Genomic DNA, 12,228 nt, shown 5'->3' on the forward strand with positions numbered 1-12,228 from the left:
GCCGCTTTACCGCATCGGTGCGTGGTGTCCATGGCTCGCCCAGCGGAAAAGTTCACGGACGAGGGCGGGGGCGGGGGGGGGGGGGGTGGGGGGGGGGGGGCGCGGCCGCCCCCCCCCCCCCCCCCCCCCCCCCCCCCCCCCCCCCCCCCCCCCCCCCCCGGCAATGCAATCTTGGCTGACCATAGTTAGATGCACGGCTTCTAAGGCAGCGTAAGCAAGGTCCCCATTACATAAAAAAGAATCAGCCCCCACATATCGAAACGGTCGAGAGGGCCTGCTCCGGGCGGGGGGGGGGGGGGGGGGGGGGGGGGGGGGCGCCCCCCCCCCCCCGCCCCCCCCGGGAGCAGGCCCCAGCGCGAGACCGTCCCGGATGCTATTCGTTGTCGCCGGCAGTTAACTGCGTTGCGGAGAGTACGCCGTCGGCAGCGGTTGCGGCTGCGGCGTCGGGCCAGACCCAGTCGGTAAAGGCCGGGTGATCGAAGCCCTCGTCGCACGCGAACTCAAAGGCCTCGGTGCGGAAGGCCTCCCACTCATCAATCTGCTCGGCAAACTTATCGGCGTCGACCATGCGCAGCACGTCGGCGGCCAGGGCCCAGCGGTCCATGTTGTTCAGGCGCAGCATGTCAAACGGCGTGGTCGTGGAGCCCTTCTCCTCGTAGCCGTGAACGCGGAAGACATCGTGGCCGGGGCGGTTCCAGATCAGGCGGCGAATCGTGCCGGCATAAGCGTGGAATGCGAAGAGCACGGGCTTCTCGCCGCGGCCAAACAGCTCAGCCCAGCGATCATCGCTGATGGCTTGGTCGTTCTCGCAGACGTTCTGGATCTTGAGCAGATCGACTACGTTGACAAACCAGACCTTGATGCCCAGCCCGCGCAGCATATCGGTTGCGGCCAGTGCCTCGAGCGTCGGCACGTCACCGCAAGTAGCGACCACGACGTCGGCATCGGCGAGCGAGTCGGCAGTCGATGCCCACTCCCAGGTCGCTACGCCCTCGGCGAGCTCAGACTTGGCCTCGTCGACCGTCTGGAAGGTGGGGGCGGGCTGCTTGCCACAGAAGATGGCATTGACGCAGTCGGTGGACTGGTAGACGCGCTCGGCCACAGCAAGGGCCATATTGGCATCGGCCGGATAATAAGCATTCACGACATGCGTGTCGTTGGCCTTGTTGAGCAGCAGGTCGATAAAGCCGGGGTCCTGGTGCGAAAAGCCGTTGTGGTCCTGTCGCCAGACATGGCTCGACAGCAAAATGTTGAGGCCGCTGATAGGAGCACGCCACGGAATCTCGCGCTTGGTTGCTTCGAGCCATTTGCAGTGCTGGTTGACCATGGAATCGACCACGTGGACAAAGCTCTCGTAGGAGCTCCACACACCGGAGCGGCCGGTGAGCACGTAGGCCTCGAGGAAGCCCTCGCACTGGTGCTCGGACAGCTGCTCGACAACCTTACCGGAACCGGCCAGCAGCTCGTCGTTGGCATCGTCCTCGTAGAAACCGGCATCCCACTGCTTCTTGGTCACCTTATAGGCAGCCTGCAGGCGGTTGGACGCGGTCTCGTCGGGACCGAAGATGCGGAAATCATCCATGTTCTTGGCCAGAACATCGGCAGTGTACTCACCAAAGACGCGGGCGGCCTCGGTGGAGCCCCAGCCGTGGCCCTTACTTGCGATGGGGATCTCGTGAGCGTGAATATCGGGAAGCTCGAGCTCGCGGCGTACCTTGCCGCCGTTCGCGTTGGGATTGGCGCCGATACGCAGCTCGCCGGTCGGCATAAAGGCCGTCACCTCGGGGCGCACCTGGCCCTCGGGCGTAAAGAGCTCCTCGGGCTTGTAGGAGCGAAGCCACTCGCGCAGCACGCGGAAGTGCTCGTGGGTGTCCTTGGCACTCGCCAGCGGCACCTGATGGGCGCGCCAGGAGTCCTCGGTCTTCTTGCCATCAATCTGCTTGGGGCAGGTCCAACCCTTGGGCGTACGGAACACGATCATGGGATAGGCCGGACGGACCACGGTCTCGCCCGCAGTGGCCTGAGCCATAGCGGTGGCCTTGATGTCGCAGATCTCATCGAAGACCTGCTCGAACAGGGCGGCGAAACGCGCATGAATGCTCGCATGGCTCTCGTCGTCAAAGCCGGCGACAAAGAAATGCGGCTTATAGCCCATGCCCTCAAAGAACTTGGTGAGCTCCTCGTCGGACACGCGGGCAAGAATGGTGGGGTTGGCGATCTTGTAGCCGTTGAGGTGCAGGATCGGCAGGACGATACCATCGGTTGCCGGGTTCACGAGCTTGTTAGACTGCCAAGAGGTCGCGAGCGGACCGGTCTCGGACTCGCCGTCGCCCACCACAGCCACGGCCAGCAGGCTCGGGTTATCCATGACGGCACCGTAGGCGTGGCTGAGCGTGTAGCCGAGCTCGCCGCCCTCATGGATGGAGCCAGGCGTCTCGGGCGCAAAATGGCTCGGAATACCGCCGGGGTAGGAAAACTGGCGGAAGAACTTCTGCAGGCCGGCCTCGTCATTGGTAATGTCGGGGCGAATCTCGCGGTAGGTACCATCGAGCAACGACTGGGCGGTGCCAGCGGGACCACCGTGACCCGGGCCCATCAAGAAGATCGCGTTCTGGTTGTGATCGGCGATGAGGCGGTTGACATGACCGAACAGGAAGTTGATGCCGGGCGTGGTGCCCCAGTGACCGACCAGGCGGTGCTTAACGTCCGGGCGACCAAAGTCGCGCACCTCGCCGGTTTTCTCATCGACAAAGTCGGGGCGCATGAGCGGGTTAGAGCGAAGGTAGATCTGACCGACGGACAGATAATTCGATGCACGCCAATACAGGTCGACGCCCTCGAGCTCGGAAGCCGGCACCTCGTGGCCCAGCTTTTGCCACGGCGTCCCCAGTGTTTTAGCCATTGTTTATGTCCCTCCGCTGTGCGGTCGCCCTCCAATACGGCAACCATTCGTTGGGACTAGTATATTTGCTAAAACGTTTTATCATGGTGAAAAAACGTTTTATCACCTTTATCAATCACATCGATCAACAAAAGACGACATTCACCTGCGGCATTGTCTGCCACAAGTGCTCCACATTCGGTCTCTGCAAATTGATAAACGTGTTTAGTTATGTTTAGTAAGCTCGAGCACGCTGCCCTTAACGATAAGCGCCGGCTCCAGGACGACCTCTTCGGCACGCCTACCGCCCCTACCGGCAAGACGCTTGGACATGCAGACAAAAGCATGTTCCGCGAGGACACCAGGATCCTGCTCAATGGCGGTCAGCGCCGGCTCAAAGAGAACGTCGGCCGCCGAGTTGTCATAGCTCACCACCGAAATATCGCCCGGGATGCTCTTCCCCATCTCGTGCAAACGCTTGAGCAGACCGAGGGCAATGTTGTCCGAGCTTGCGAACACGGCAGTGGCGTCGGTTGCGAGCACCGCCTCCGAGGCCTCGTAGGCGCTCGGAATGTAGTACTCGCTCTCAAACTCCAAACGCGCGTCGATAGGCAGACCAACCTCGCGCAGCGCGCGCTCATAGCCGGCAAGTCGCTTGCGACCCGTATTGGAACGACGCGCATTAACCAAGCAGGCAATGCGACGGTGGCCCTGCTCGATCAGATAGCGGGTAGCCATATAGCCACCCATCTCGTGGTCGAACATCACCTTGTCGCACTCGAGCCCCTCAATGGCGCGGTCGACCATCACGGCAGGGATGGGTAGATGGCTGACCTCTTCGCGCAGGGCACGGTCGTCCGAGAACTCGTCGCCTACCACCAGGAAGACACCATCGACGCCGCGCGTCACCAGCTGGCGCAGCAGTTCCAAGTCATCGTCGGCGCTTCCGCCCGAGCTGGTAATAAAGAGCGCATAGCCGTCCTCGCGGCAGCGCTTTTCCAAGCTACCGGCAAGTGAGGCAAAAAATCGGCTCTCGATGTTGGGGACGATAAGACCCAGGGTGCGTGACTCGCGCATGACCAGGCTGCGCGCAATCTGGTTGGGAACATAGTGGTTGCGCGCCGCGACCTCCTTGATGAGCTTGCGGTTTTCTTCCGAGATGCGACAAGGCCGATTGTTGAGAACAAGCGAGACCGACGAGGGGGAAAGCCCCACCTCCTGGGCGATCTGCTTGAGGGTGACTTTGTTGGCCATCTCGCTCCTTCCAGGTTTACGCGCAATCTCTTGAAAGTATAGCGACTGCCCCTCTACCTCGATGATAAACACTTTACCAATCCGGTAGACGGCTGTTTTATCGCCGCCAGCGCACCAAATACGTCCAGGTGGGGTATATTGCAATCGATTGATGACAACGACCACCAAAAGGCGGATATTCGGATGCACGAGAACGACTTTTTTAACGAGGACCTGCTGTGCGCGCTCGCTGGCGTTGCCGGCGAGGACAACGTGTTGATGAGCGAGCCCATGCGCGAGCACACCACGTTTAAGATTGGCGGCCCGGCCGACGTCTTTGTCACGCCCGACACCGAGCAGGGCCTCGTCGCCACGCTCGATACCTGCTATCGCTGCGATCTGCCACTCACCATCGTGGGCAACGGCTCCGACCTACTCGTCGGCGACAAGGGCATACGCGGCGTCGTCGTAGCGCTAGGGGAGGGCCTCTCCGCCATTACCGTCGACGGCACGCACGTTACGGCAGCAGCCGGTGCGCTGCTTTCGGATGTTGCGGCCACGGCAGCCGAGGCCGGTCTCACCGGCATGGAGCCCATCTCGGGCATCCCCGGATCGGTCGGCGGCGCCTGCTACATGAACGCCGGCGCCTACGGTGCCTGCATGGCCGATGTTTTGGAGTCCGTGCGCGTCTATAAGCCCGCCCGCGCGCTCGACGACGGCACCCGCGGTAGCGGCAGCATCATCGAGTTCGATGTCGACGAGCTCAATCTGGGCTATCGCAAGAGCCGCATCGCCGACGACGGCTTCATCGTGCTTTCGGCCACCTTCAATCTCGCCCCGGGCAACGCCGCGATGATCAAGGCCGACATGGACGACTACCGCCAACGCCGCGAGGACAAGCAGCCGCTCGACATGCCGAGCGCCGGCTCCACTTTCAAGCGCCCCGAGGGCCACTTTGCCGGCAAGCTCATCATGGACGCCGGGCTGCGCGGCCACGCCGTCGGCGGCGCCCAGGTGAGCGAAAAGCACTGCGGCTTCATCGTCAACGCCGACCACGCCACCGCCGCCGACGTCGACGAACTCATCCGCCACATCCAAGCAACCGTCAAAGACCAATTCGGCGTAGACCTAGAACCCGAAGTCCACCGAGTAGGCGAATTTTTATAAAAAGAAGGCCCCAAAAGGGGCCTTCACCATATTTATTCAGATAACCCAGTCCGGTGTGTCGTGCTCAGGACCCGTGAGGACCGGGACAGTCCGAGAGGCATAAGGTTGATCGCGAGTTCCGCACGCAAAGAAGGCCACTTAATGTGGCCTTCGTCTTGCGCAGGACTGCCCGAGCAGGCAACCTTATGCCTCGCCCGCAGTCCCGGACCAAGCCGCAGCTACGACAGCGCGATACCGCCGAGCCAGCCCCAGCGCACACCAGAGCCAGTACCGTAAAAGCTAATGAACGAGTCAAGCGACCTCGACGTGATGGCGCCCTCGTTACTCATAACGATGCCGCCGCCAACATAGATGCCCACGTGTCCGTACAGCAGACCCGGCATACCGGTGCCACTGTGCGACGAGTCGGCCACGATCATGCCCACCTGCAGCGCCGAACGATCGGAGCTGTAGCACCAGGCGTTAAACATGTCGCACGCGTTGCCGCCAAAGTAGCCCACGCCGGCGTTGCGGAAGACGTTGGTGACCCAGGCGGCGCACCAGTTTAGGCCAGGCGAAGGCGTGGAGTAGCATGCGTTGACGACAGCCTGCTGCTTGCCCGAGCCGGCATTCTGTTGCGGATTTCCGGGCGCATACGATCCGCCACCCGAGTTTGAACCACCCGAGTAGGAATTGTTCTTGTTTGCGGCAGCTGCAGCAGCGGCGGCCTTCTTGGCAGCCTCCTCAGCCTGGGCGGCAGCGAGAATCTCGGAATCGCGCTGGGCCATGAGCTCCTTGACGTCGTCGGAGAGGCCGTTCAGAACCGTCTGGACCTCTTGCTGCTTGGCCTGCATGTCCTGCATCTGGGCAGTCTGCTGGTCCTTGAGCTTCTCCAAGTCGGCTTTTTGCGACTCGAGCTCGGACTTCTGTGTATCGAGCTCTTTCTGGATGGTCTGGATATCCTCGATGGCGTCGCGGTCGCTCTTGTTGATCTTCTCAACATAGTGCGCATTGGCGACGAGCTCCTCAAACGAGCCCGAGGCGAGCAGCAGCGACAGGATGTTGGTGCCGCCCGACTTATAGCTGGCGGAAACGCGATCGGAAAGATCGCCGCGCTTCTTTTTGAGCTCGGCCTTCTTTTCGTCAATCTGCGCCTGCGTGCTGTCAATCTGGCCCTGTACGCTCTCGATATCGTTGAGGGTCTGGGCGTTCTTGTTGGCCAGCGCCGCGTATTCATTTGCGATGCTGTCGAGCTGGGCCTGGACCTCGTCAAGCTGAGCCTGGGCCGCATTGAGCTTGTCGGTGGTTTCCTTGGTGGCCTCCGCAGCATGGGCGCGAGCGGGCAGACCAAAAAGAACGGCTGCAGAAGCGGCGCCGAACAAGGCCTTGAGGGCAGTGCGACGCGAAAGCTCCTGGGAAAGGATGGAATCGCTGTTTGGTGACATATCTACTCCGTTACATGTTTATTTATATGTCGCTCAACTCATACATATTAGCGTACATCGCGCTCGTCCCAACGATTTCCACGAACGGCAGCAAACCCCATGGTCGGCGGCTCGTATGCAAACGTCAAAGTCAAGGTTATGCCCACGCCAAACATTTCCATGAGTACGTTAGCATGTTCGTCTGCTTTTCCTGCCCTGCACGTTTTGGGTGCCCCTGCCTGCGCTATACTCCCTCAGGAAGTGTTCCTGATTCGATAGGAGACTACATGTCCAAAGCACTCGACCCCAAAGACACCTGCGTCCTCGTAACCGGTGGCGCCGGCTTTATCGGCTCGCACACCGTCGTTCAGCTGCTCGAGGGTGGCTACCAGGTCGTCATCGTCGACGACCTCTCCAACTCCAGCGCCGTCGCCGTCGACCGTGTCAAGACCATCGTGGGCGACAAGGCCGCCAAGAACCTCACCTTCTACGAGGCCAACGTGCTCGACCGCGATGCCATGAACAAGATCTTCGATACCCATCAGATCGACCGCGTCATCCACTTCGCCGGCTTTAAGGCCGTCGGCGAGTCGGTGAGCAAGCCCGTCGAATACTATCACAACAACATCGAGAACACCCTGGTGCTCGTCGACGTTATGCGCAACCATGGCTGCAAGTCCATCATCTTCTCGAGCTCCTCGACCGTCTACGGCGATCCGGATAACCCGCCCGTCACCGAGGAAGACCCCAAGAAGCCCGCGACCAACCCCTATGGCTGGACCAAGTGGATGATTGAGCAGATCCTTATGGACGTTCACACCGCCGACCCCGAGTGGAACGTTGTGCTGCTCCGCTACTTCAACCCCATCGGCGCACATCCGTCGGGCCTGATCGGTGAGGACCCCAAGGGCATCCCCAACAACCTGGTGCCTTATGTCGCGCAGGTTGCCGTGGGCAAGCTCGAAGCCGTTCAGGTCTTTGGCAACGACTACCCCACCCCCGACGGCACCGGTGTGCGCGACTACATCCACGTGTGTGACCTGGCATCGGGCCATGTGGCCGCCCTCAACTGGATGAACGGCAAGACCGGCGTTGAGATCTTCAACCTGGGCACCGGCACCGGCACCTCGGTGCTCGAGGTTGTCGCAGCCTTCTCCAAGGCCTGTGGCAAAGAGCTGCCCTATGTGATTCGCGAGCGCCGCGCCGGCGATATCGCCGCCAACTGGTGTGATGCCTCCAAGGCCGAGCGCATGATGGGCTGGAAGGCCCAGTACGACATCGCGGACATGTGCCGCGACAGCTGGAACTGGCAGAGCCACAACCCCAACGGCTTCGCCGACGCCGAGTAGCAAAAACCTACACACCGTTCTTGCCCCGATCTCACGATGTGAGACCGGGGCTTTTTTCATGGCATGTAACCATTCGCCGAAAATCGACCAACTTTTTTATCTTGCCTATACATGTTTAAACAACATGTATACAATAGGTGTATCGAATCAGAACATCGGAGGCGGACTGCACACCCATCGGCAGGCCGACCCCACAACAAGAAGGTTGGTGAGCGCATTCATGGAGCGTGCAAGCGGCGTCCTCATGCCCGTCTCATCTCTGCCCGGACCATACGGAATCGGCGGCTTTGGCTGGAATGCCTACGACTTCGTCGATTTTCTCGCCTCGTGCAAACAACATTACTGGCAAATCCTGCCCCTTACGACGACCAGCTATGGCGATTCGCCCTATCAGTCGTTCTCGGCCCGCGCAGGCAACCCCAACTTGATCGACTTTGCCGAGCTTATCGAAGCCGGCTATCTGGAGCAGCGTGACATCGACGGCGTCTTCCTTGGTTCCGACCCCAGCAACGTCGACTACGGCGCCATCTTTGTTGGCCGCCGTCAGATTCTCGATCGAGCCGCTGAGCGCTTTGCTGCCGATAAGCCGGCCGATTTCGACGACTTTATCCAGGCAAACGAGGACTGGCTCCTTCCCTACTGCGAGTTTATGACCGTGAAGGAGGAGTGCGGACTCAAAGCCTTTTGGGAGTGGCCCGAGGAGCTCCGCCGCCGCGGCGAGGCATCCAGCAAGGTCTGCGCCACCCATCCCGAGCGCATGCTCTACCACCAGATGACGCAGTATTTCTTCGATCGCCAGTGGAGCCGCCTCAAGGCCTATGCCAACGAGCACGACATCCTGATCATCGGCGACCTGCCCATCTACGTCTCGCGCGACTCCGTCGAGATGTGGGCCACGCCCGAGCTCTTTAAGATCGACGCCGCCGGCAATCCCGTCAGCGTCGCGGGAACGCCGCCTGATCAGTTCTCGGCCACCGGCCAGTACTGGGGCAACCCCATCTATGACTGGGATGCCATGGAAGCAGACGGCTTCTCCTGGTGGGAGGACCGCGTCCGAGCCGCCCTCGACATGTACGACATCATCCGTCTGGACCACTTCCGCGGCTTTGAAGCCTTTTGGGAGGTGCCGTTCTCCTCTCCCGATTCGTCATATGGTTCATGGACGCAGGGACCCGGCCTCAAGCTCTTCAAGGTGCTCGAGGAAAAGCTCGGCACGCTTCCCATCATTGCCGAAGACCTGGGCTTTCTTACCCCCGGCGTCATCGACATGCGCGACACCACGGGCTTCCCCGGCATGAAGATTCTGCAGTTCGCTTTTGAAGGCAGCAACTCGTACTACCTGCCGCACAACTACATTGCCAACACCGTTGCCTACGTCGGAACGCATGACAACGAAACGGCACGCGGCTGGTATGAGGGAACGGCCACCCCGCGTCAGCGCGAGCAGGCGGCCCTGTATACCCACCAGCAGGCAGGCGAGTCCATGGCCGACGCGCTCAACCGCACCATCGCCGCCAGCGTGAGTGACACCTGTATCTACACCATGCAGGACCTGCTCAATCTGGGCAACGAGGCGCGCATTAACACCCCCGCCACCCTGGGCGGTAACTGGACGTGGCGCATGCTTGATGGCGCCATCACCCGCGAACTCGAGCGCAAGCTCACCGACTGGACCGAGACCTACTTCCGCATCCCGTCGGAAGCCGAAATCGAGCTTCCCCAATAGGAGCCACCGCGCCCGACCCCACCCCACCGTGTGGACGCGACCGCTTTTCCCGCGCGAGGCCATCCCAATCCCTCGCGCGGGCTTCTTTTGAATTTCTGACATGTAGTCGACTCACCACAGGAGGAAACATGCCCCGTATAAGCCTCGCAGAACTCGCCGAGCAGTCCTTTGGCACCTCGCTCGAGCAGCTCGATGACCGTCGTATTTATAAGCTGCTGGTCAAGCTCGTGCAGGAGCGCTCTGCCGCCTGTCCGCTCAACAACGGCAAGAAAAAGCTCTACTACATCTCTGCCGAGTTTTTGATCGGCAAGCTGCTCATCAACAATATGATCGACCTCGGCATCTATGACGAGGTTAAGGACCAGCTCGTCGCTGCCGGCCACGACCTCAACAAGATCGAGGAGTTCGAGGTCGAGCCTTCGCTCGGCAACGGCGGCTTGGGTCGCCTGGCCGCATGCTTCCTGGATTCCATTGCCACGCTGGGCCTCACCGGCGACGGCGTGGGCCTCAACTACCATTACGGCCTGTTCCGCCAGCGCTTTGCCGACAACCAGCAGAAGGCCGTCCCTGACGAGTGGCTCGGCGAGCAGGACATCCTGATCGATGACGACCGCTCCTACACCGTCGAGTTTGGTGATTTTGCCGTCACCTCCAAGCTCGTCAACATCGATGTGCCCGGTTATGGCCAGCCCACCAAGAACCGCCTGCGCCTGTTTGACCTGGCAAGTGTCGACGAGGGCCTGGTCCCTGGCAGCTCCATCGACTTCGACAAGACCAAGATCGCCAAGAACCTCACCCTGTTCCTCTATCCGGATGATTCCGATGAGCAGGGCCGCCTGCTTCGCATCTACCAGGAGTACTTCATGGTGAGCAATGCCGCCCAGCTCCTGATCGACGAGGCCGTAGAGCGCGGCAGCAACCTGCACGATCTGGCCGACTACGCCGTGGTCCAGATTAACGATACGCACCCCACCATGGTCATTCCCGAGCTCATCCGGCTGCTCACCACCGAGCACGACATCGAGTTTGACGAAGCCGTTACCATCGTGCGATCCATGGTCGCCTACACCAACCACACGATCCTTGCCGAGGCGCTCGAGAAATGGCCGCTCACCAGCTTGCAGAAGGTCTCCCCCGCCATCGCCGACATCATCGTCAAGCTCGATGAGATTGCCAAGGCCGAGCATGGCGACCCGCGTGTCGCCATCATCGACGAGTACGGCACCGTCCACATGGCCCACATGGACATTCACTTTGGCTTCTCCATCAATGGCGTCGCCGCACTCCACACCAAGATCCTGGAGAACACCGAGCTTCACCCGTTCTACGAGATCTATCCCGAAAAGTTCTCCAACAAGACCAACGGCATCACCTTCCGCCGCTGGATCCAGGGAGCCAACCCCGCACTTGCCAGCCTGCTCGACGATGCAATCGGTACCGATTGGCGCAGCACCGGCGACCTGAGCAAGCTCGCCGAATTCGCCGACGACAAGGACGTTCTTGAGCGCCTGGCCGCCACCAAGGCCGAGGCCAAGGCCATCATGCGCCAGTTCATGGCGCTCGAGCAGGGCGTGACCATTCCCTCCAACGCGATCATCGATGTTCAGGTCAAGCGTATCCACGAGTACAAGCGCCAGCAGATGCTCGCGCTCTACATCATCTGGAAGTACCTCGACATCAAGAACGGCAATAGACCTAAGCACCCCGTCACCATCATCTTTGGCGGCAAGGCGGCACCTGCCTACACTATCGCCCAGGATATCATCCATCTGATCCTGACGTTGTCGCAGTGGATCGCAAACGATCCCGACGTGGCTCCCTACCTGCAAGTCGTCATGATCGAGAACTATAACGTCACCGCTGCCGAGCGCGTGATTCCCGCCGCCGACATCTCCGAGCAGATCAGCCTGGCCTCCAAGGAGGCGAGCGGCACCTCCAACATGAAGTTCATGCTCAACGGTGCTTTGACCCTGTGCACGCTCGACGGCGCCAATGTCGAGATCGCCGAGCTCGTGGGCGACGAGAACATCTACACCTTTGGCGCCTCGTCCAAACAGGTCGAGCAGCTCTACGCCGACGGCAGCTATAACGTCGGCGCGCTCTACCTCAAGCCCGGTATTAAGCTACTGGTGGACTTTATTACCAACCCCGCTTTTATGGCGACCGGCAACGCCGAGCGCCTGCAGCGTCTGCACGACGACATCAAGGGCAAGGACTGGTTTATGACCCTGCTCGACATTGAGGAGTACATCCAGACTAAGGAGCGCGTGCTGGCAGACTACGAGGACCGGGACGCTTGGATGCGCAAGGCGCTGATCAACATCGCCAACGCCGGCACTTTCTCGTCCGACCGTACAATATCCCAGTACAACGACGAGATCTGGCACCTGAGCTAATTTCGCTTCCATTACCCATCCTTTTGAAAGCGGAGTCGCGGCAACGCGGCTCCGCTTTTTGTGCCCTCGTGTT

The 12,228-nt window shown here is 60.7% G+C and carries 7 protein-coding genes; 4 read left to right on the forward strand and 3 right to left on the reverse strand.

The genetic code is table 11. From position 1 onward, the window contains the following. Positions 1-373: 373 nt before the first annotated feature. Positions 374-2,902 carry a phosphoketolase family protein gene (locus ACTQZF_RS05330; protein WP_441554729.1) on the reverse strand — a complete coding sequence of 843 codons (2,529 nt, stop codon included), beginning with the start codon at positions 2,900-2,902 and terminating at the stop codon, positions 374-376. Positions 2,903-3,106: 204 nt separating this feature from the next. Then, positions 3,107-4,135 (reverse strand): LacI family DNA-binding transcriptional regulator, encoded by a 1,029-nt coding sequence (locus ACTQZF_RS05335; RefSeq protein WP_441554730.1) that lies wholly within the window; start codon positions 4,133-4,135, stop codon positions 3,107-3,109. Positions 4,136-4,318: 183 nt separating this feature from the next. Between ACTQZF_RS05335 and murB the strand changes: the two genes are divergently transcribed. Then, positions 4,319-5,281 carry a UDP-N-acetylmuramate dehydrogenase gene (gene murB / locus ACTQZF_RS05340; RefSeq protein ID WP_441554739.1) on the forward strand — a complete coding sequence of 321 codons (963 nt, stop codon included), beginning with the start codon at positions 4,319-4,321 and terminating at the stop codon, positions 5,279-5,281. 218 nt (positions 5,282-5,499) lie between these two features. Here murB and ACTQZF_RS05345 read toward each other — a convergent pair whose 3' ends face one another. Then, positions 5,500-6,705: a PcsB-like coiled-coil domain-containing protein gene (locus ACTQZF_RS05345; protein WP_441538629.1), complete on the reverse strand. Its 1,206-nt coding sequence runs from the start codon at positions 6,703-6,705 to the stop codon at positions 5,500-5,502. Positions 6,706-6,971: 266 nt separating this feature from the next. Here ACTQZF_RS05345 and galE point away from each other — a divergent pair, with 266 nt between their 5' ends. From galE to ACTQZF_RS05360, 3 genes are all read left to right on the forward strand, one after another. Next, on the forward strand, positions 6,972-8,033 hold the full coding sequence (gene galE, locus ACTQZF_RS05350; protein WP_154515134.1) for a UDP-glucose 4-epimerase GalE: 1,062 nt from the start codon (positions 6,972-6,974) through the stop codon (positions 8,031-8,033). Between the two features lie 208 nt (positions 8,034-8,241). After that, on the forward strand, positions 8,242-9,759 hold the full coding sequence (gene malQ, locus ACTQZF_RS05355; RefSeq protein ID WP_441554731.1) for a 4-alpha-glucanotransferase: 1,518 nt from the start codon (positions 8,242-8,244) through the stop codon (positions 9,757-9,759). Between the two features lie 128 nt (positions 9,760-9,887). Continuing rightward, a complete protein-coding gene (locus tag ACTQZF_RS05360) occupies positions 9,888-12,155 on the forward strand; it encodes a glycogen/starch/alpha-glucan phosphorylase (protein WP_441554732.1) in 2,268 nt (755 codons plus the stop codon). The last annotated feature ends 73 nt before the right edge of the window (positions 12,156-12,228 follow it).

It is taken from the genome of Collinsella sp. LCP19S3_H3 (assembly GCF_052119145.1).
Lineage (GTDB): Bacteria > Actinomycetota > Coriobacteriia > Coriobacteriales > Coriobacteriaceae > Collinsella.

Coding starts and splice junctions, on each gene's coding strand:
- ACTQZF_RS05345 (WP_441538629.1), bottom strand. CDS start 6,705: ATGTCACCAAACAGCGATTCCATCCTTTCCCAGGAGCTTTCGCGTCGC.
- murB (WP_441554739.1), top strand. CDS start 4,319: ATGCACGAGAACGACTTTTTTAACGAGGACCTGCTGTGCGCGCTCGCT.
- galE (WP_154515134.1), top strand. CDS start 6,972: ATGTCCAAAGCACTCGACCCCAAAGACACCTGCGTCCTCGTAACCGGT.
- ACTQZF_RS05360 (WP_441554732.1), top strand. CDS start 9,888: ATGCCCCGTATAAGCCTCGCAGAACTCGCCGAGCAGTCCTTTGGCACC.
- ACTQZF_RS05335 (WP_441554730.1), bottom strand. CDS start 4,135: ATGGCCAACAAAGTCACCCTCAAGCAGATCGCCCAGGAGGTGGGGCTT.
- ACTQZF_RS05330 (WP_441554729.1), bottom strand. CDS start 2,902: ATGGCTAAAACACTGGGGACGCCGTGGCAAAAGCTGGGCCACGAGGTG.